Annotated in this window: 19 protein-coding genes and 1 pseudogene; all 20 read left to right on the top strand. The window is 43.2% G+C overall.

The genetic code is table 11. The features are described 5' to 3' along the window. The first annotated feature begins 632 nt into the window (after positions 1–632). The 20 genes and pseudogenes from DW757_RS14960 to DW757_RS14870 all read left to right on the top strand — a co-directional run bounded on the left by DW757_RS14960 (position 633) and on the right by DW757_RS14870 (position 21635). The gene (locus DW757_RS14960) at positions 633–1232 is read left to right on the top strand and encodes a transcription termination/antitermination NusG family protein (protein ID WP_118752125.1); all 600 of its coding nucleotides are present in this window, start codon (positions 633–635) and stop codon (positions 1230–1232) included. An 81-nt stretch (positions 1233–1313) separates the two neighbouring features. After that, a pseudogene (locus DW757_RS18075) lies at positions 1314–1892 on the top strand (sugar transferase); the annotation flags it as partial. A 96-nt stretch (positions 1893–1988) separates the two neighbouring features. Then, positions 1989–2981 (top strand): NAD-dependent epimerase/dehydratase family protein, encoded by a 993-nt coding sequence (locus tag DW757_RS18070; RefSeq protein WP_243033726.1) that lies wholly within the window; start codon positions 1989–1991, stop codon positions 2979–2981. Between the two features lie 58 nt (positions 2982–3039). Further along, entirely contained in the window at positions 3040–4269 is a 1230-nt protein-coding gene (locus DW757_RS14950) for a glycosyltransferase family 4 protein (protein ID WP_118752124.1), read from the top strand. 24 nt (positions 4270–4293) lie between these two features. Then, positions 4294–5427 (top strand): N-acetyl sugar amidotransferase, encoded by a 1134-nt coding sequence (locus tag DW757_RS14945; protein ID WP_243033725.1) that lies wholly within the window; start codon positions 4294–4296, stop codon positions 5425–5427. A gap of 7 nt (positions 5428–5434) precedes the next feature. Continuing rightward, on the top strand, positions 5435–6061 hold the full coding sequence (hisH, locus tag DW757_RS14940) for an imidazole glycerol phosphate synthase subunit HisH (protein ID WP_118752122.1): 627 nt from the start codon (positions 5435–5437) through the stop codon (positions 6059–6061). A 2-nt stretch (positions 6062–6063) separates the two neighbouring features. Next, a complete protein-coding gene (locus tag DW757_RS14935; protein ID WP_118752121.1) occupies positions 6064–6834 on the top strand; it encodes an AglZ/HisF2 family acetamidino modification protein in 771 nt (256 codons plus the stop codon). 38 nt (positions 6835–6872) lie between these two features. Beyond that, positions 6873–8066: a CDP-glycerol glycerophosphotransferase family protein gene (locus DW757_RS14930; protein WP_147355645.1), complete on the top strand. Its 1194-nt coding sequence runs from the start codon at positions 6873–6875 to the stop codon at positions 8064–8066. Beyond that, entirely contained in the window at positions 8063–8791 is a 729-nt protein-coding gene (locus DW757_RS14925; RefSeq protein WP_087382980.1) for an IspD/TarI family cytidylyltransferase, read from the top strand. Before DW757_RS14930 ends, DW757_RS14925 begins: the two co-directional genes overlap by 4 nt. Positions 8792–8858: 67 nt before the next feature. After that, on the top strand, positions 8859–9872 hold the full coding sequence (locus DW757_RS14920) for an NAD(P)-dependent oxidoreductase (protein WP_118752119.1): 1014 nt from the start codon (positions 8859–8861) through the stop codon (positions 9870–9872). A 9-nt stretch (positions 9873–9881) separates the two neighbouring features. After that, the gene (locus tag DW757_RS14915; RefSeq protein WP_118752118.1) at positions 9882–10889 is read left to right on the top strand and encodes an acyltransferase; all 1008 of its coding nucleotides are present in this window, start codon (positions 9882–9884) and stop codon (positions 10887–10889) included. A gap of 12 nt (positions 10890–10901) precedes the next feature. Continuing rightward, positions 10902–12146, top strand: a complete 1245-nt coding sequence (locus tag DW757_RS14910; RefSeq protein WP_118752117.1) for a glycosyltransferase — start codon at positions 10902–10904, stop codon at positions 12144–12146. Between the two features lie 36 nt (positions 12147–12182). Beyond that, on the top strand, positions 12183–13475 hold the full coding sequence (locus tag DW757_RS14905) for an O-antigen ligase family protein (protein ID WP_118752116.1): 1293 nt from the start codon (positions 12183–12185) through the stop codon (positions 13473–13475). An 18-nt stretch (positions 13476–13493) separates the two neighbouring features. Next, complete coding sequence (locus DW757_RS14900) at positions 13494–15029, top strand: hypothetical protein (protein WP_118752115.1); 1536 nt, start codon at positions 13494–13496, stop codon at positions 15027–15029. 23 nt (positions 15030–15052) lie between these two features. Further along, positions 15053–16099, top strand: coding sequence for a polysaccharide biosynthesis protein (locus tag DW757_RS14895; RefSeq protein ID WP_118752114.1), 1047 nt, complete (start codon positions 15053–15055; stop codon positions 16097–16099). A 99-nt stretch (positions 16100–16198) separates the two neighbouring features. Then, on the top strand, positions 16199–17482 hold the full coding sequence (locus DW757_RS14890) for an NAD-dependent epimerase/dehydratase family protein (protein ID WP_118752127.1): 1284 nt from the start codon (positions 16199–16201) through the stop codon (positions 17480–17482). Further along, entirely contained in the window at positions 17472–18656 is a 1185-nt protein-coding gene (gene wecB / locus DW757_RS14885; protein ID WP_118752113.1) for a UDP-N-acetylglucosamine 2-epimerase (non-hydrolyzing), read from the top strand. Before DW757_RS14890 ends, wecB begins: the two co-directional genes overlap by 11 nt. A gap of 91 nt (positions 18657–18747) precedes the next feature. Further along, entirely contained in the window at positions 18748–19518 is a 771-nt protein-coding gene (locus DW757_RS14880) for a UbiA prenyltransferase family protein (protein WP_147355644.1), read from the top strand. Positions 19519–19530: 12 nt separating this feature from the next. After that, a complete protein-coding gene (locus tag DW757_RS14875) occupies positions 19531–20442 on the top strand; it encodes an FkbM family methyltransferase (protein WP_118752111.1) in 912 nt (303 codons plus the stop codon). Beyond that, positions 20439–21635, top strand: coding sequence for a hypothetical protein (locus DW757_RS14870; protein WP_087383009.1), 1197 nt, complete (start codon positions 20439–20441; stop codon positions 21633–21635). The genes DW757_RS14875 and DW757_RS14870 overlap by 4 nt, the downstream gene beginning before the upstream one ends. The last annotated feature ends 121 nt before the right edge of the window (positions 21636–21756 follow it).

Here is a 21756-nt window from a genome sequence, read left to right as displayed (position 1 = left end):
TAGCATACAGACCTTGGAGAGGGTCTATAAACACTACTACTATATAATACGAGGAAAAAGGGGGAGTCCGGCAGGCGTTCAGCCTGCCGGGATATGAAAAAGAATTAAGTAGCAAGCAGTGTTTCTTGTCTTGCTGACTGTATCATACCAATCAGGTGTGAAGGAATTGTGGTGAAAATGTGAAAAAAGTGTGTTTCCGTGAGCAAAGAAGATAAAGGGCAGCAGAGGGAGGAAAAGAAACAAGAGGGGCTTCAGCCACAAGAAAATCATAAGAAAATCTTTAACAAATACTCCCATTTGTGCCACAGGCCGCAGGTTGACCGGACTGTAAAATGATGCTATAATCTATGAAGCCGCAGCAGGCCCAGACTACTGCACAGGAAGACGACGGCATTTCCAGGAATTCCCGGGAGATGCAGGCCCGGTAGCGGGACTGCTATATTGCGGAAAACAGGATTACAGAGAGAATAAATGAAGCATTGGCACATGGATTCTGGCTGTATGGTAATAGAGCCGGTAGGCGGGCAGGGAAGCTGTCAGCCTAGGAGTTCTGCGGTTTTTAACTTGCAGAATGGCGGAGCATACCCAAAAAACAGCAAAATCAGTGCTTCTGGACAGGAGGAAGCCCGTAGGTGTGGTATGTAGTACAGGTATACGGTGGGAGGGAAGAAAATACGGCAGAGCTGATAAAACAATGGATTCCCAGACAATTTCTCACAGATTGTTTTATACCGGTCCGGGAAAGAGAACGGAAGTTTCACGGAAAATGGAATTTCGTCCGTGAGGTTCTCTTTCCCGGCTATATTTTTGTAGAAAGCAGCCAGCCGGAAAAATTATTTGAAGAATTAAAACGCGTTCCGAAACTGACAAGGCTTCTGGGAGGGGACGGAGGAGATGAACCCTGCTTTATCCCGCTTGAAAAGACAGAGGCCAGGGAGATCTTAAAACTGGGGGATGAAAACCACGTAACAGGAATTTCAAAAATCAGGATATCTCCAAAAACAGCGAAACAGGACGGAAAGCCCGGTGAAGATGGAGAGGGCAGAAAAGCGGAAAACAGGGTTGAGGTACTCAGCGGGCCTTTAAAAGGAAAGGAGGGCAGGATTGCGAGAGTAAACCTGCATCGGAGAGAAGCCGTAATCAGGATAGATTTTATGGGAAGGGAAACGGAAATTTTTCTTGGAATTGAAACGATAGGGGACAAATCCCCACAGAAAGAATTGAAAAAATAAATAGTCAGAAATGAAAACAGATTGTTAGGAATGGTAAAAGAGGAGAAAAGGGCAGGAAAAATGAATCGCAGACAATTTTATATGAAATGGAAACGGCTGTCAGATACAGTTCTGGCGGCGTTGGGGCTGATTATATTATCGCCCCTTTTTTTGTTGCTGATTATTCTGATCAAGCTCGACTCAAGAGGGCCGGTATTTTTCCGGCAGAGGAGGGTGGGGATTCACAGGAAATATTTTGAAATCCTGAAATTCCGAACCATGAGGATCGACACGCCCAAGGATACGCCGACGCATCTGCTTGAAAATCCGGAGCAGTATATAACGCGGATGGGAAAATTCCTCAGGAAAACCTCCCTCGACGAGCTTCCGCAGCTAATTAATATCCTGAAGGGGGATATGAGCATCGTAGGGCCGAGGCCGGCGCTGTGGAACCAGGAGGATCTGCTTAAGGCGCGGGAACGGTACGGCGCAAATGACGTGATGCCTGGACTGACCGGCTGGGCGCAGATCAACGGCAGGGACGAGCTGGAAATCCCGGTAAAGGCAAGACTTGACGGAGAATATGTAAAGCATATGGGAATCAGGATGGACTGTGTGTGCTTCCTCAGAACGATTGCCTCAGTGCTTAAAAGTGACGGGGTGGTAGAAGGGGGAACGGGGAAGAAGAAAAGAGAAGGATTAAAATACAGGGAGGAAGAGAAAAACGAAAAAAGAACGGAAAGCAGGGGAAAGGTAGAGGAAAAAATCAGAAAAGGAATGGAAAGTCCAGACAGCGAAGCGGGAAAAAACAAAGAGGAGAAAACGAGAAAATCAGGGTGCAGTTATCCGGCGGGAGAAGGAGGGCAGGGGCAGAAAACAGAAAAAAAGAAAATTTTGATTACGGGGGAGGGATCCTTTATAGGAAGCTCTGTGGAAGGGTATTTAAAACGTAACTGTTTTGAGGAAAAATACCAGGTAGATACAATAGATATGAGGGGAAATGGATGGAGAAGCTATGATTTTACAGGTTATGACACTGTATTTCACGTAGCTGGAATTGCCCATGCGGATGTAGGAAAGGTAACTGAGGAGGGAAAGAAGCTGTACTATCAGGTGAACTGCGATCTGGCGGAGGAAGCTGCCAGGAAGGCGAAGGATGCCGGGGTCGGGCAGTTTATTTTCATGAGTTCTATGATTGTTTATGAAGGCTGCAAGACGAAACTTATTACAGCTCGGACAAAGCCCAGGCCGGCAAATTTTTATGGGGATAGTAAATGGCAGGCAGAACAAAGACTGTGGCGTCTGTCAGAGCCGGACGGGAGTTTTAAAGTAGCCGTACTGCGGCCTCCTATGATTTACGGGCCGGGAAGCAAGGGAAATTATCCTGTGCTTGCCAGGATTGCAGGCGCGCTGCCTCTGTTTCCATCTGTGAAAAATAAAAGATCTATGCTTTATATTGATAATCTGTGCCAGTTCGTGAAGCTGCTCATTGATAACAGGGAATCGGGGGTATTTTTTCCGCAGAACAGTGAATACAGCAGTACGTCAGAGCTGGTTCGGATAATAGCCAGAGCCAGAAATCACAGAATCTTTTTAGTCCCTTTTTGCGGGCCTGCCGTAACTATTTTAAGAAAATTTCCTGGAAAGGCCGGAAAGCTTGCGGAGAAGGCTTTTGGGGATCTGGCATACGATATGGAAATGAGTGAATATAAGGAAAATTATAGAATTTATAGTCTTAAGGAATCAGTCTGGCTGACCGAAAGGAGCTAAGAAAGTCGGGAACCTGATTATAGCAGATAAAAAGACAAATGAATAAAAGGGGAAGACAGTGAAGAAAAAACATATTTTAGTTATTAGCCAGTATTTTTATCCAGAAACCTTTCGGATTAACGATATTTGTACAGAATGGGTAAAACGGGGCTATAAAGTAACGGCAGTGACGGGAATACCTAATTATCCTCAGGGAAAGTTTTACGACGGCTATGGTTTTTTCAGAAAGAGGACAGAGCATTGGAACGGCATTTCGATAATAAGGCTTCCGCTGATTCCCAGAGGGAAAAATTCCCTGGGACTGGCAGCAAACTATCTTTCCTTTGTGGCCTCAGGATATATTTGGAAGCTGTTTACCAGGCTTAAGGCCGATATGGTGTTTATTTTTGAAGTATCTCCGATGACGCAGGCGCTTCCCGGGATCTGGTATGCAAAGAAACACGGAGTCCCCTGCGCCATCTATGTGCAGGATCTTTGGCCGGAGAATGTGGAAATTGTTGCCGGAATAAATAATCCTGCGGTAATTCGCCCTATTGAGAGAATGGTGGATTACATTTATCGGAGTTGCGATCATATTTTCGCCACATCGCCAAGTTTTATGAGGGAGATTCAGAAGCGGTGCAGGGAAAGGAAGAAGGTAAGCTATCTTCCGCAGTATGCAGAGGACTTTTATCAGCCGGTGGAAAGAGAAAACGCTGTTAAGCTGTGCAGGGTTTTGCAGCTTGCCGCGGATCGCCGCTTTAAGATTGTTTTCACCGGCAATATAGGAAAGGCCCAGGGACTTGGCATCCTTCCTGGGGCAGCGGCAAGGCTTAAGAAAAGCTGCAGCGGCAGCCTGCTGTTCGTCATAGTAGGAGACGGCAGGTGCAGGGAGGAGTTCCTTCAGCAGATCAGGCGGATGCAGGCAGAGGATATGTTCCTTATGATCGACAGGCAGCCTGCTGAAGAGATTCCGGCGATTCTCGGCTGCTGCGATGCTGCGTTTATTTCCTTTATGGATAACAGGCTGTTTGCCGGAACCATACCGGCAAAGCTGCAGTCTTATATGGCCTGCCGGATGCCTGTACTGGCCTCGGCGTCAGGAGAAACAGAGAGGATCGTGCGGGAGGCAGAGTGCGGGATAACAGCGGATATTGGAAGCGAGGAAGACTTGTGCAGGGCTGTTGAGAAGATGATGTCCCTTGACAGGAAAAAGCTTTTAGAGATGGGCTTAAATGGCCGACGTTATTATGAACAGAATTTTGATAAGGGAAAAATACTGGATCAGATAGACTTGATGCTCTGGTAGGTGAAAAAAATGAGGAGAAAAGAGATGGTTCGTCAATTTCAGAGATGTACAAAGTGCGTGATGGATACCTCTGATTCAAAAATCAGATTTGATGAGAATGGGGTATGCGATCACTGCAGGAATTTTGAAAAAAATATCAAACCTTATTGGAAACCGGCGGAAAACAGGTTTGAAGAGCTGGAGGCTGTCGCAGCCAAGATAAGGAAGGCGGGAGAGGGAAAAGAGTATGACTGTATTCTGGGATTGAGCGGAGGGGCGGACAGTTCCTATATGGCATATATTGCAAAAGAAATTATGCATTTAAGACCCTTGGCATTTGTTGTTGACACAGGGTGGAATTTAAATGTAGCGGTAGAAAATATTGAAAAAATTGTTAAAGGCCTTAACCTGGATATGTATACAGAGGTGATAAACTGGAAGGAAATGGCGGATTTTCAGCTTGCTATGTTTAAATCCCAGATTTCTTCGCAGGATGCACCGCAGGATCATGCAATTTTCGCGGCTCTGTATAATTATGCAGCCAAGCACCATATAAAATACGTTTTAACAGGGTCGAACAATTCAACAGAGTTTATCAGGCCGCCGGTTGAGTGGATTTATATGAATGACCTGACCCTGTACAAAGATATTCATAAAAAATTCGGAAAACGTGAACTGAAAACATATCCAACCTGCGGTATTTTAAAATATCGATTGTATTATAAATATGTTCTGGGTCTTAAAAGGTTTTATCCTTTGGATTACGTAGTATATAACAAGGCAGAGGCGGAACGCTTCCTTCATGAAAAATACGGATGGACAAAATATGAAAACAAGCATTATGAAAATGTATTTACACGTTTTTTTGAAGGATATTATCTGCCGCATAAATTTGGGTTTGACACGAGAAAAAATGTATATTCCACACAGATCCTTGCCGGAACGATGACAAGAGAGGAAGCACTCAGAGCCCTTGAAGCAAACCCGTATGATCCGGATTTGATGGAGCAGGATAAAGAATACATAGCAAAAAAGCTGGGAATTACAGCCGGAGAGTTTGAAGAGATTATTGAGGGTGATAATAAAACTCCTATGGATTATAAAAACAGCTTCTGGATGATTAAGCTGGGTGTCTGCATCTGTAAAATTTTGGGAATTGAAAACAGGAATATAAGGTAGGTAACATATGATCGCAATTATAGATTACGGGCTGGGCAACCTCGGCTCTATTGCCAATATGCTCAGGACAATCGGGGAAAAATCGGTGATAACAAGCAAAGCGGAAGTAATACGGCAGGCGGATAAGCTGATTCTTCCGGGAGTCGGTGCGTTTGACGCGGGAATGTCGGAACTGGAAAAAAGAGGCCTGGTTCCTGTTGTTAAAAAGGAAGCGGCCTCCGGAAAACCGATTCTGGGGATCTGCCTTGGAATGCAGCTTCTGGGAAGAGGAAGCGAGGAGGGGGAAAAAGCAGGAATGAATCTGATCCCCTTTGATAATATACGTTTCCGTTTTGATGAAATAAAAGAAGACATGAGAAAGCAGCTTAAGATTCCTCATATGGGCTGGGATATTGTGGAGTTTAAGCAGAAAAATCCTCTTCTTAATGGGATTGTGGGAATGCAGAGGTATTATTTTGTGCATTCCTATCATGCCGTGTGCGATAGGGAGGAAAATGTACTTATGACTTGCGACTACGGTTATCAGTTTGCGGCGGCAGTGTGCAAAGAAAACATTTACGGAGTTCAGTTTCACCCAGAGAAAAGTCACGATTTTGGAATGAAGCTTTTTGAAAATTTTGTGAGGAGGTGCTAGGAATGTTTACAAGGCCAAGAATAATCCCGGTGCTTCTGATTGACGACAGAGATTTGATTAAAACTGTGAAATTTGGTTCGCCTACATATCTGGGAGATCCTGTTAATGCTGTCAGAATTTTCAACAGAAAAGGAATAGATGAACTTTCTGTTCTGGACATATCGGCATCACGGCGAGGTTCCGAACCGGATTTTGAACTTTTGGAGGATATTGCCAGCCAGGCATTTATGCCCCTCAGCTATGGGGGAGGAATTAAGACGCTCGAACATGTAAAAAGGCTCCTTTTTATTGGATATGAAAAGGTGGTTATCAATACAGAACTGGTGAAGAATCCAAATCTTATAGAGAAGGCGGTAAAATTAGCTGGAAGCCAGAGCGTTGTAGCGTCTATTGATGCAAAAAAGACAGAAAACGGATATTGTTGCGTCATTGAGGACGGCAGAACAATAGTAGAAAGCTCTCCCGCAGAGCTGGCAAAAAGGGCAGAATCCCTGGGAGCCGGAGAAATATTACTTAATTCTGTAGATTGTGATGGAACGATGAAAGGATATGATATTAAGTTAGTCAGATCCGTAACGGATGCGGTGTCCATTCCCGTGACGGCCTGCGGAGGAGCTGGAAATATAGGAGATCTTAAAAAGGTAATCCATGAAGGACAGGCCCATGCAGCCGCAGGAGGGAGTATGTTTGTATACTATGGAAGATTAAAGGCTGTACTGATAACGGCCCCCAGTGAGGAAGAACTTGTAAAAGCAGGGATATACAGTCAGTGAAGACGGAAGGACCAATAAGAAAGCAGAAAGAGGAAAGAATGGATCAGTTTATTCATTATTATAAAAAAATAATATTAAGGGTATTATTAATGCCGCTAAGGATTATGCCCATAAAACAGAACCGTGTGTTTATGCACAATGATTTGGCATACAACTATTCATGTAATCCCAAATATGTTACAGAATATCTGCTGAAAAAGTACCCAGCTCAGTTTGAAATTATTATTTCCACAAAATATCCGGACAGATATAAATATCTGAACAGCAAGGGAAGAAAAGTGGTAAAGTTTAATTCATTTCTGTATTTTTTTTATGCTATGACTTCAAAAGTATTTTTAACTAACAGCGGAGGCTTTTCTTACATACCTATGCGAAAAAGCCAGATAGTGATTAATACGCATCACGGAGGAGGAGCGTATAAAAAAATAGGAAGATACGTATATGGAGATACGCCCATTTTCCGCAAAGATCTGCTGCTGTCAGCAAATCTGACAACCGTGTTTCTCTCTACCTGCCGCAGGTTTACAGAGGTTGTTTCAGACTCTCTTTTAGTGCCGAAGGAAAAGTTCTGGGAAATCGGAATGCCGAGAAATGATATTTTAATTCAGAGAAATGAAGAGGAATATAGACGAGTAAGAGAAAAAATAGGCCTGAAAGAGGGCGAATATCTTGTGCTGTATGCGCCTACTTATAGAAAAACAGATGATAATTATTTTAAAGATTCCATTTCTATCTGCTACGGAATTGATTGCAACCGGGTCTGCGCCGATTTGTCAAAACGGTTTGGAGGGAAATGGGTGTTTGGCTTCCGCTTCCATCCCTGCGTAACAAACCGGGATCAGTTTCCGGAAGGAAATATAATTGATTTGTCAGATTATGAAGAAATGCAGGAGCTTTTACTTGCAGCAGATGTAATGATAAATGATTTCTCGTCTTCCATGTGGGATTATATGCTGACAGGCCGTCCAAGCTTTATGTTTGCCGTTGATATGGAACATTATATTGCAACTACGGATGTGGAAACTCCGGTTTCTGAATGGCCATTTCCAAAATCGACAAATAATGACGAACTGGAACACTCTATTTTAAATTTCGATGAGGAAAAATACAAGAAAGACTGTGAGGAACATTACAGAGCGCTTGGAGGATGCGAAAGCGGGAGAGCAACAGAAATGGTTGGAGATTATATATATAAAACATGCTTTAAAGCTGGGGCGGGGGAAACAAGATGAATATAGCAGTTATATTTGCCGGAGGAGTTGGAAGCCGGATGCACAGCAAAGAAATGCCAAAGCAGTTTCTGAATCTTCACGGTAAGCCGATTATTATTCATACTTTGGACGTATTTGAAGACAGCGCCGATATAGATGCGATTGTCATAGCCTGTGTGGAAGCCGGGATTCCCCATCTTGAAAAGCTGGTTTATCAGTACAGGCTGGATAAGGTTAAGAAAATCGTCCCAGGAGGAAAAACCGGGCAGATGTCCATTTACAGAGGACTCCGGGCGGCCGAAGAGATCGCAGGGGAAAAAGAGAGCATTGTTTTGATTCATGATGGAGTAAGGCCCCTGATTAATGCAGAGGTGATTAAGAAAAATCTGGAGAGCGTAATAAAATACGGTTCAGCTATAACAACCAGTGTTGTAAAAGAAACGGTTTTGGTAGTAAAAGAGAGCGGAAGAATTGATTATGTCCCTGACAGAAGCCACTCAAGAATAGCGAAAGCGCCCCAAAGCTTCTGGCTTTCTGACATTATGGAAGTACATAAAAAGGCTCTGTCTGAGGGAAAAACAGATTTTATTGATTCCTGTACAATGATGCAGCATTACGGACATCTGCTACATTTGGTGGACGGGCCTTATGAAAATATAAAAATTACAACTCCTGATGATTTTTATACAATGCGGGCTCTGCTGGATGCGAAGGAAAACGCACAGATATATGGATATGAGGGATAGTACAGTACGGTTTGATAATCGCAGAACAGAATAATGCGTAAAATAACAGTGAAATAAGAGGCTAAAAATGAAGAAACCATGGATTCCGATGGAGCTGTTAAAAGAAAGCAGCATATTTATTACAGGGGCTTCCGGGCTTATCGGCTCAGTTATGGCAGAGTATCTGTTGAAAATAAACGAAAGCTGCCGTCTTGACCTGCATTTGCTCCTGCTTGTCAGAAATAAGAATAAACTGCCCTTAGAAATTCTGAGGGAGGAAGAAAAAGGAACAATAGAAATTATAGAAGGCGATGTATGCAAGATCCCTGAAATAAAAGGAGCAATAGATTATATTGTTCATGGGGCGAGCATTACTGAGAGCCGCATGATGGTGGAAAAGCCGGTGGAGGTAATCAGGACAAATCTGGAGGGAACGCTTAACTGCCTTGAGCTTGCCAGAAAAAAGAATATAAAGTCAATGATATATTTATCTACCATGGAAGTATATGGCTTCACAGAAGAAGAAATGCTTCTGACGGAAGAAAAGGTTCAGTATCTTAATCCTCTTGTGCTCAGAAGCAGTTATCCGGAGAGCAAGAGAATGGCGGAAAACCTGTGCGTATCATACGCAAAAGAATATGGAGTGCCTGCCAGAATTATTCGTTTGGCCCAGACCTTCGGACATGGGGTGAAGGAAAACGATACAAGAGTTTTTGCGGAATTTGCAAGGTGCGCAAAAAAAGAAAAGGATATCTGCCTGAAGACGGATGGTATGAGCAAAAGAATGTATTTAGATACCGGTGATGCGGCCAGGGCTGTTCTTACAGTCCTTTTAAAAGGGAAAGCCGGGGAAGCGTACAATGCAGGAAATAAAGAAACATACTGTTCAGTTCGGGAAATGGCGGAAATGGTCGCCTCTAAGATTGCTGATGGAAAAATTTCTGTTCAGTTTGCTTCGGATGAAAACAGCCGGAAGCAATTTTCTCCGCCCCATCGTCTGCTTTTAGACGTATCCAGGCTTGAGGCGCTAGGATGGGAGGCGACGGCAGGGCTAAAGGAAATGTATCTTGAGATGATGGAAGACTGGAAGGGAAAGAAATAAACGTAAAAAATGGACAGAAAAAAGAATTGCTTTAATTTAATCAGACTCTTAGCGGCGATTGAGGTATTTATTGGACATGCTTCAGAACATTTTGAGATTCCTCTTCCCCCGATGTTATATGAAATATGGTATGCCTTCAGAGGAGTTCCGATTTTCTTTATTTTAAGCGGCTTTCTGATCTGGAATTCATTGCTGAAAGAAGAAAATTTTAAAATTTATTGTAGAAAACGGGTAGCCAGATTATATCCGGAATTATGGGCAGGAGTATTGATAAATGCGGCGGTAATGCTGGCTGTATATGGGAAAGAAATAATGATAGTCCCATTTATAGCTTTTACTTTTGCACAGGCAACAGTATTCCAATTTTGGACTCCAGACTGCCTCAGGGGATATGGAGTGGGGACTCCTAACGGAGCTTTATGGACGATAGGAGTAATGGTGCAGTCCTATTGCATGATTTTTGCTCTGAATAAATGGCTGAGAGGAAGAAAGAGCAGAATGAAATTTTTAATAGCCCTGCTTTTTGCCGGTATGGCATTAAATATCATAACGCCAGGAATGAAAGGCTTTTTCCCGGATATTGCGTATAAATTATGGTCTCAGACGTTTTTTCCATACATTTGGCTGTTTATTCTCGGCGCGGTGATTTGCGAATGCTTTGACGGAATAATTAATTTCCTGATGAAATACTGGCCTGTGTTTTTGGCTGCTTCTCTGCTGATTAGCATGCTGCATTTAGAAAACGGAATTGGAATTTACGGGACAGTGGGGAATAGTCTTCTGGGAGCGGCGATTGTTGGGTTTGCATACGCTCTGCCCGATTTTGATATTAAATACGATTTTTCTTACGGGTTTTATATTTACCATATGATAGTCATTAATTTTATGGTGGAGTATGGATGTATAGGGAAAGTGTCTTATTTCCTGATCGCGTTTATAGCGTCCGCTACGCTTGCAGTGATTTCATATTACGTTGCTGGAGAGCTCGGAAGGAAATTAAAAAGGAAAACAATGTAGAGGAGAGAAACTATGAAGGTTGCTTACTGTAGTTTGCTTCTTCCAGAGGAAAAGCATCTGGCTGAGCGTGCCAAAGAACGGTTATCAGGTATTTCGTTACATAAATTTACTCGTGCAGTGATAGAGGGGCTTGATCAGAATCTGGAGGAGCCAGTGACGGTATTTAATATTATTAATACGTTAAATTATCCTAAATTCCCAGATCTAGTCTTTAAAACAGAGCGTTGGCATCACAAGGATAATTCAGATGATTGGCATATAGGATATATAAACTTAATTGCAGTCAAGTATATTACGCAGGCATATAATCTGTACAGAAAATTAGATCAATGGGTAAGGAATTTTAAGGATGAGCCGTGTATTGTGTGCGTTCATCATATTTATTTTCCTAGCATGTACGCTGCTCTTAAATTGAAAAGGAAATATGGAAGAAAGATTCAGCTTTGTCTGATAACAGGGGACATGAATGGAAAATTTGGCCTTGCGTCACAGTATAAAGCAAATTTGAAATCGTTTCTTCTGAAATTTGTAGAAAGAAAAATAGACAGAATGGCAAAGGATTATGACTGTTTTGTTTTTGCTACTAAGAATATGGCAGAGGCATTTGAGGTAGAAAAAAAGCCGTTTACAGTTGTAGAATGTGCGTATATAGCCCCGCCGGATTCGGAGAAAGCCCAGACGAACAGTGAAGATGAAACAAAGAAAATTATTTTTTATGCAGGAGCAATCCGGAGGGAATATGGAATCATTCATCTTCTGAAAGCTTTTGCTATGATTGAAGGCAGCGAGTATCGTCTATGGCTGGCCGGGGACGGAAATGCAGTTCCAGATGTTCAAAGCTTTGCCAAAGAGGATTCCAGAGTTGAGTATCTGGGCTTTTTGACGCCGAAACAGGTAGACGAATGCCAGAGAAAGGCTTCGGTATTAATCAGTCCCCGTGTAGCAGGAAATTATGAATATGTAAAATACAGTTTTCCCAGTAAGACAATGGAGTGTTTGGCTTCAGGAAAACCATATATAGCCCATAAATTGCCGTGTGATCCGTCGGAATATAGCAAGTATATCCAATATGCTGAAAGTGAGTCAGATGAATCATTAAAAAATAAAATTGTAGAGATTTGCAGTCTTTCAGAAAATGAAAGGCAAAGGATAGGAAAAGAAGCAAGAAGGTTTATATTGCAAGAGAAAAATCCAGTTATGATGACAAAACATATTATAACTATGTGGGAAAAAATGTTAAAAATCTATTATGACTAAATATTAAAAATTAATTCATAGGAGCTGGGCGAAAAAGTGAGGCACATCAAGATAAAATTATTGAAAAATATGCCGTTTATGACAGTAATTGCATCTATGCTATATATGATTCTTGCATCAAGATATATTAATTATATTTTTGAGAAACCATATATTATAGACTTAGTTTTAACAGGATTGTTTTATTCGATATTTTTAGGTTTTATTATATGGAATTTTATTGATGATTTTAAGCGTTTTTCTAATCATTCGTATATTTGTGCATATATAGCATTTGTAATATATTATTTGGCAGTTTGCTGCTACAGAGCAATTTTAGGTATGGAAGTAAAGGAAAGTTTGTACTATACAATTATTTTACTGGGTTCGCTTTCTATGTTTCGTGTTTTTGAAAAGAGGGAGGTGGTTATAACTTCAGAAGAAATAAATTCAGGAATACATAAATTTGCATTTATAATAACAGCCTATTGGATTTTATTTATTTTCGTAATTAACAGGTATACATACTATTCACCGATAAATGATAATATTGTAGGAGCGTGTTTTATTCTTACAATTCCAGTTATATTTAGAAATTTATTAGAAGCAAAGAAAAATACCAAAAAAATCAGAGGCTGCAGATGGCTGCTTATAGGTGAAATTGCCTGTGTTATAACAATCGGCTCAAGAACAGCTTTTTATTTGCTCGCCTTTGAGTTAATTATACTATTTCTTCTCAATTTAAAAAAACGTAAATTTATATTAAATTTTATGGCGATTTTTGGCTGTGTACTGTTGATTATTTCTATTTTGTATGTTTTGGATATTGGACAGACAAGATATGCAATATACCGTGAGGTGAAAATAGCAGTTAAGACGGATAGTGAACACTCGGAAAATTATAAACCTAAGGAGGTTGAAGAAGCGTCAATAAGACAGAAGGCAGAAGAACAAATCTTAAGAAGCGATTCAGGAAGAAAAGAGATGATGCAGCAGAGTTTAAAACAAATAAAAGAAAATCCGTTATTCGGGACGGGAGATGTCCTGTATGAATACATTGTAGATGGAACAGGAACTTTTCTGCAATCGGCTCATAACGGAATTTTAGAAACTCTTAATTGCTATGGAATTATAGGTTTTATCCAAGTTCTTATATTATTATACGTAATTGTTTTAAAAAAGATAGTAAAATATAAAGTTTATTTGGATTATCCGGAACTAATAATTTGTATTTTGATCTTTTTGGCTAATGGAATGGTTCAGCCTATATTGTATGACGGATTACTTTTGCCATTAATGTTTATGTTAATAAGAATGTATACAAACAAGGAATCTGTTGAGTATAGATAATGAATAAGGAGAAGATAGATGCAGAATACTCACACACGCAGCACCATCACCCTTCTGAACGCCCTTTCCGCCATTGGCCTTACATTCGTAAACGGGATCCTGGGAATTGTCGTTACGCGTATGGTGATAGGGCAGTATGGCTCTGATTTTAACGGCCTTAATTCAACTGCGAATCAGATTGTGAACGTGCTTCTGGTAATAGAAGGCGGGTTTACGCTGGCTTCAAACGTCGCTCTGTTTTCACCTCTTACCAATAAAGACTACCGAACCGTCAACCGTATTCTGTCTGTTACAAGAAGGAAATTCAAACAGATTGGAATACTTTTTTTGTGCGCGGGTCTGGCAATCTCAGCCGCCTATACCATAGCGGTAAACAGCCACCTTCCGCCGGAACTGATTTTTACAGTTATGCTTATGACTGTAATCCCGTCTGCTTTTAATCTGTATTATGCGACTACATACCGTGTTCTTCTGCAGACGGAACAGAGGGAATACGTTATAAACTTTATTACTATGTTTACCATCGGACTGGGACACGTGGCTAATATTGTTCTGATCCTGTTGGACGGCTCCGTCTGGATGGTGCGGTTTTTAACTATGCTGGCGGCTTTGCTGAACAGTCTTATGATAGCGGGATATGTAAGGAAAACGAGCAGGTTCATAAGCCTTGACGACGGCCGGAACGGGGAGGTTATCAGAGGGACCCGGGACGTATTGATACAGAGAATTACAGGAATGGTCTATAATTCCGCTCCAATTGTTTTTCTTTCGATTTCTCCCAGCGGGGGAACAGTTCTTGCCAGCGTCTATGCGGTTTATAACAACGTGTTTAATATGTTGAAAAGCCTGCTGCGAAGCGTTATAGACGCTCCAAGGCTGGGAATCGGGCAAATGCTGACAGAAGAGAAGAAAGAAAGGGTGTGGGAGGTTTTTGTCCAGTACGAATATGTGGCCTTTCTTTCAATTTTTGTAGCGGTAACTACTGCTTTCGTGCTGATACTGCCTTTTATTTCTATTTATATGGAGGGAGTGGCCGATGCAGATTATTATGACGCAAGGATAGCTGTGCTGATGACGCTGATAGCGGTGTTTGAGATGATCCATATCCCAAGCGGCCACTTGATTAATATGGCAGGAGAATTTAAGGTAAGCAGGAATATCCAGGCGTTTTCCTGCGCAGTGTTGATTGTTTCCATGGCGGCCGGAGGGCTCCTGTGGGGAGTATACGGCCTTCTGGAGGCTGTGCTTTTGGTGGCTGTACTTCTGGCGGTTCTGGAAATGGGCTATGTCCATACAAAATATTTTCCCGGGCATATAAAGGATCTTTTCCGCCTTATTCTTCCTTTGGCAGCGGCAGGAGCGGCCGCCTGCTTTTTTGAGAAGCAGATTTTTGGACAGATCGGAGGAATTTTAGATTTTATCATAGCGGGAATGATTCTTACGGCGGTCAATACAGTCCTGGCAGTCTTGGCCGCCGGGGTATCTGCGAAAAAAGAACTTACTGCGATTGTGCATAGAGGCATGGGGCTGATGAAAAAATTCAAAGCAATATAACAAAAAGACTGGAGAGTGAGAAAATGAAAACGGTTTTCAGCAACAAAACACTTCTTATTACAGGAGGCACAGGTTCCTTTGGGAATGCTGTTTTAAACCGCTTCCTTCCTACGGATATCGGGGAAATCCGAATCTTTTCCCGGGATGAAAAAAAACAGGATGATATGCGCCATGAATACCAGGCAAAATACCCTGAGTATTCCGACAAGATAAAATTTTATATCGGGGATGTGAGGAGCATTGATTCTATCCGTCCTGCCATAACGGGAGTTGACTACATATTTCATGCTGCGGCGTTAAAGCAGGTTCCTTCCTGTGAATTTTTCCCTATGGAGGCGGTGCGGACAAATGTGACAGGCACAGAGAATGTCCTGACGGCGGCGATTGACGCCGGAGTGCGTTCTGTAATCTGTCTGTCCACAGATAAGGCTGCATATCCGGTCAACGCTATGGGGACGTCGAAGGCCATGATGGAAAAGGTTATTGTGGCAAAGTCAAGAACCGTGGATCCGGAAAAAACAAAGATCTGCTGCACCCGCTATGGAAACGTTATGTGTTCCCGTGGATCCGTTATTCCCCTCTGGATCGATCAGATAAAAAAAGGAGAGCCGATTACGGTTACAGAGCCGTCCATGACACGGTTTATTATGTCCCTGGACGAGGCTGTGGATCTGGTGCTGTTTGCTTTTGAACACGGGACAAGTGGGGACATTCTGGTACAAAAGGCCCCTGCCTGCACCATAGGGGTACAGGCGCAGGCGGTATGCGAGCTGTTTGGAGGAAGGAAGGAGGATATTAAAATCATTGGGATCCGCCATGGGGAAAAAATGTATGAAACTCTTCTTACGAATGAAGAGTGCGCCCATGCTGTCGATATGGGGGCATTTTACCGTGTTCCCTGCGACAGGCGCGGCCTGAATTACGACAAATATTTTAAACACGGCGATACAGAGAGAAACCCTCTGACAGAGTTTAACAGCAGCAACACCGAGCTTTTGGATGTGGAACAGGTAAAGGAGAAGCTTCTGAGCCTTAAATATATTAAGGATAGGCTGGAAGAGGGGAGATAGTTCCTTCTCTCTCCCGAAAGGAAGGGGAGTCCGGAAAAAGCGCAAAAGAAAGACGATTCGGACGGACAGCGTGAATCAAGGAGGAGTAAAAGCAGAATGATGAAAATATTAGTGACAGGAGCGAGAGGGTTTGTGGGGCGGAACCTGACTGCATTTCTGGAATGTATGCGCGACGGAAAAGACAGGACGCACCGGATTTGCGCTCTTGCAGGCCGGGATGGGGAATATTCTCCAGAAAATCTTGAAATTGCCGCTTACGATGTGGATTCAGAGCCTGAGGAGCTGGAGGCGGCGTGCAGGGACTGCAGCTTTGTGTTCCACCTGGCAGGGGTGAACCGACCGAAGGAGAAGGAAGAATTTATGGAGGGAAATTTTGGATTCTCCTCTGTGCTTATAAATCTTCTCAGAAAATATAAAAATACCTGCCCGATTTTTGTAAGCTCATCTATCCAGGCGTCTTTAACCGGAAGGTTTAAGGACTCGGAGTATGGAAAATCGAAGCTGGCGGGAGAAAAGCTGTTTTTAGAATATTCCAGGGAATGCGGGGCGCAGGTATTCATCTACCGCCTTCCAAACCTGTTTGGAAAATGGTGCAGGCCTAATTATAATTCTGCCGTGGCTACCTTCTGCTACAATACGGCGAATGATTTGCCGCTGGTGATCCATGACAGGAATACAGAGCTTGAGCTTCTCTATATTGATGATCTTCTTGAAGAAATGCTCTGCGCCTTAAATGGAAAGGGACACCGATGCAGTCTTGAAGAAGCTGAAGCCAAGGCGGATGAAAATGGGGTTTACTGTTATGCGCCGGTCACTCACAGGGCCACTCTGGGAGAGATTGCCGATCTGCTGGAAAGCTTCAGGCAGCAGCCGAAAACGCTTCTCATGCCGGAGATCCCTTCCGGCAGCTTTGCCAAAAAGCTCTATTCCGCTTACCTCTCCTACCTGCCTGAGAAAAAGGCGTCATTCCAACTTAAGATGAATGCAGACGAAAGAGGGAGCTTTACGGAGCTTCTGAAGACAAAGGCCTGCGGCCAGTTTTCTGTTAATATCAGCAGACCGGGCATTACAAAGGGGGAACACTGGCATCATACAAAATGGGAGCTTTTTATTGTCGTAAGCGGTCAGGGGTTGATCCGGCAGAGAAGGATTGGAACGGATGAAAATGGGAATCCCTATCCAATACTGGAATTTCCAGTATCCGGAGAAAAAATAGAGGCAGTCCATATGCTGCCCGGGTATACTCACAGCATTGTCAACTGTTCAGAAACAAAAGAACTGATAACGCTTATGTGGGCCAATGAAGCTTTTGATCCGGAAAAGCCGGACACCTTTGCAGAACCGGTAGGAATACAGAAGGAGGAAAAGAAAAATGGAGCTTAGACTGGATTACAGCGGTGTAGCCTTTAAAAATAACGGAAAGCTGAAGCTGCTGGTTATAGTGGGGACAAGGCCGGAAATTATCAGGTTGTCGGCAGTAATTGAAAAATGCCGGTGTTATTTTGATACAGTGCTGGCCCATACGGGGCAGAATTATGATTACAGCCTTAACGGCGTATTTTTCAAAGATTTAAAGATTCAGGAGCCGGAGGTGTACATGGGCGCAGTAGGGGACGATCTGGGAGCGACCATTGGAAATATCATTAATGCTTCCTATAAGCTTATGAGCCAGATAAAGCCGGAAGCTCTTCTGATTCTCGGAGATACGAATTCCTGCCTCTCCGCTATTGCCGCCAAACGCCTTCATATTCCTATCTTCCATATGGAAGCAGGGAACCGGTGCAAGGATGAGTGCCTGCCGGAGGAAACGAACCGCCGGATCGTGGATATCATCTCAGACGTGAACCTGGCCTATTCTGAACACGCCAGAAGGTATCTTGCAGAATGCGGGCTCCCAAGAGAACGCACCTATGTGACCGGCTCTCCTATGGCAGAGGTGCTTGGCAGAAATTTAAAGGAAATCGAATCCTCTGATATTTTAAGCCGGCTCTCCCTTAAGACGAAGCAATATATCCTTCTCTCCGCTCACAGAGAAGAGAATATCGACACAGAGAAGAATTTTCTGTCTCTTTTTACGGCGGTCAACCGGCTGGCAGAACGGTACAATATGCCGATTCTTTATTCCTGCCATCCAAGGAGCCGGAAACGTCTTGAAGAAAGCGGGTTCAAGCTTGACCGGCGCGTAATCCGCCATGATCCCCTGGGCTTCCACGATTATAACTGCCTTCAGATGAACGCCTTTGCCGTAGTGTCGGACAGCGGAACTTTGCCGGAGGAATCCAGCTTTTTCCTGTCCGTAGGACATCCCTTTCCCGCAGTCTGCATCCGTACCAGCACGGAACGGCCGGAGGCGCTCGACAAAGGCTGTTTTATCCTTGCCGGTATTGATGAAAAGAGCCTGCTTCAGGCAGTGGCCACGGCAGTTTCGGCGGCAGAGGAGGGGGACAGCGGAACCCCAGTGCCGGACTATGTGGAGGAAAATGTAAGCGGGAAGGTTGTAAGGATTATCCAGAGTTATACCGGTATTGTGGATCGCATGGTTTGGAGGAAATATTAAAATTACTGTGAAATATTTGCAATTACTGAGGGTGAGGCACTGGACAAAAAATATTCTGATTTTCTTTCCCGCTGCTTTCAGCGGAAGAATTATGGAGCCGTATTTTCTGAAAAGAAATATTCTGGGTTTTTTCATATTCAGCGCCGTATCGTCTATGATTTATATTTACAATGACCTACAGGATATGGATAAGGACAGGAAGCACCCCAAGAAAAAAGAAAGGCCCCTGGCCTCCGGGAAAGTAGCGGTTCAAACGGCATACGGCCTTATTTTTGCCATAGGGCTCTCAGCTGGAGTGTTTTCCTTATTATGCCGGATCCCGGTAAAATATCTGATCATATATTTGGGAATTAACATTATTTACAGCAGGGGAGGAAAGGATGTCCCCTTGCTGGATGTAAGCATCCTGGCATCAGGATATATTCTGAGGCTTTTATTCGGAGGGGACTTAAGCGGGACAGGCGTTTCAGGCTGGATGTTTCTGACCGTGATGTCGGCGGCTTTCTATTTGGGATTTGGAAAAAGAAGAAACGAACTCAGGAGATTCGGGGCGGGAGGAAGGAAATGCCTTGACGCTTACAGCGACGCATTTCTTGACAACAGCTTTCAGATGTTTACGGTGCTTACGATTGTTTTTTATTCTTTGACATGTATGGACAGGGAAACCTATGTGGCAAAGTGTGGGGCGGATTTTATATGGACGGTTCCGGTTGTTATGCTTATCTGTCTTAGGTACAATCGGCTTCTGGATTCAGGAACCAGCGACGGAGATCCGGTAGATGTTGTGCTGAAGGATCGTTTTTTAATCGGCATGATTATATTTTACATAATGAGCTGCGCAGCCTTGCTGTACGGTTGCTGACAGAGGAGAAAAATGAGAAGCAGACTTATTATCCTGTGGAGAAAATTGACGCGTGTGAAGGCGCTTACTCCACTTATTGTATTCATTCGTTATTTTGCGGGAACAAATATGTTTAATACTGTTTTGGATTTCTGGGAGAGAAACATCAGCCATACGTCTTACGCAGAAACACAGGGATTTATGGACGTTCACAGCAGCAGAATCAAAAGGATCATGCAGGGGCTGGAGGACGAAAAAAGTGTGGAAGTCTACGGAAAAATATGGAAATACCGGGCGTCCCATGATAGGGGCTGTTTAAAGGGGATTGTGGATCAGCACCAGTATTTTGACAGGGAATTAATACATCTGGGAAACAGGGAGACTTTTGTAGACTGCGGGGCATATAAAGGAGATACTGTTAAGGCCTTTTTAGACTGCCTTGCTGACAGAAACCAGTTTGAGCTTATTGCAGCCCTGGAGCCTGATCCATACAATTTCAGACAGTTGGAAAAAACGGTAAAGAGGATAAATGAAAAAAGAATTGAGTGTTATAATCTTGGATCCTGGGACAAAAAAGAGAAACTTCGTTTCAGGAGCAATACAGAGGAAGGCTGTATGGTAACGGAAGAAGGGGATTTAGTGATAGAGGCTGATTCCATTGACAGCATTATTGGAAACCGGCCGGTGTCATTTATAAAAATGGACGTGGAGGGGGCAGAGCTGAAAAGCCTTATGGGAGCGGAAAGAGTGATAAAGGAAAACAGTCCCAGGCTGGCAATCAGCATTTACCACAGCGACAGAGATATGGTAGAAATTCCGGAATACATTATGAAAAAATATCCTTTTTATAGAATCTATATCAGACACTATACCTGGTTTTATGCAGATACGGTCTTGTATGCAATCCCCGGGGCAGAAGCTTTGAAGAGGGGAGAACGGAAATGAAGATGAAAAAGCCGACAGCAAATGATTTTTTGGCGGATATATTGTTTTTAGGAATCCTTCTGGCATATATGCTTTATTATCTCCCGGAGAAAAGCCAGCTCCACGGGTTTTGCCTTACTCCATATTTCCTGAGGTACAGCGATTTCGGATTTATCTCAAGAGGGCTTATAGGCTCAATTCTCGGGATATTTTATCCGTATCTGTCTGCAGATACGGCAGCGGCGTTTATTTTTATCAGCCAGATTCTTTTGTGTATTTTTACTGTGGTTTTCCTCAGAATGGTAAGAAAGAGGGCTGACGCCTGCACAAGAACAGGGATTCTGTTTTTATCCTTTGTATTTGCCGTAAATCCTGGCTCTGTAGCTTTCCTTTTTTACTGGGGGAATTACGGACGGTTTGATCTGTATATGATTGCAGCTGCGATTTTCTGCTGTATGATTGCAGCCGGAAGCCAGGGCGGCAGATATATGGGAGCGTGCCTTTGTATCTGCACGGCAACTCTCATGATCCATCAGGGCTTTATTTTTTCGTATTTTCCCTGCATTCTGTCGGCAGTATACATGAATCTGGAGGAAAATGGGAAAAAGAAATCTTCCCTTATTCTGTTGTTTTTATGCTGCTCGGCGGTTTTTCTTGCCCTGCAGTTCGGAGGCAAAATAAACGGGTTCTCTCTGCAGGAAACTATAGAAACCGTCGGTCGTCATACGGATTATCCGGTGTCGAACACAAATATGCTGGAGCTGGAATATTTCACTCCCGTTTTAAACTTTATTCCGGTATATGTTCTGCCGCCGTTAAAGAAAAATCTTGTGAAATGCGCCCTGACAATTATTTTGTTGCTTCCGGTGGAAATTATGATAGGAAGCATCTGGAGAGATTTTATAAAAAAAACGAAAAGAATTTATATTCTTATTCCGCTGTTTATAATTGCGGCTACCCTGCCTAAATTCATAATTACCTGCGACTACGGGAGAGATTTTTCTTCTATCTTAATTTCCCAGTTTTTAGTGATTTTTACTGTATTTGCTATGGGAAATATGGGAATGAAGGAGGCGGTGGCAGAATTTCAGGCAAGGCTGAAGAAACATTGGCCGCTCTTTCTGGCAGGAGCGGCGGAGCTGGCTCTGGTGGGAAAATTCCAGGCAGCCAATATATTGGAAATTACTGAAAAGATAGTTTCCGAATGGCTGTAAGGCGCTGCTTTGGACGGGTTTTGGGCAATACGCGCTTTCTTTGCCTCTCTCCGGGAAATAGCTCCGCCCAGCTCGTCCTTGCCGCTGGAGCAGAGAGGGAGGAAACTTCCGGTCCATAAAT

The sequence above is a fragment of the Clostridium sp. AM29-11AC genome (assembly GCF_003480545.1).
GTDB classification, from domain to species: domain Bacteria; phylum Bacillota; class Clostridia; order Lachnospirales; family Lachnospiraceae; genus Otoolea; species Otoolea saccharolyticum_A.
This window is presented reverse-complemented; position numbering and strand designations above follow the sequence as displayed.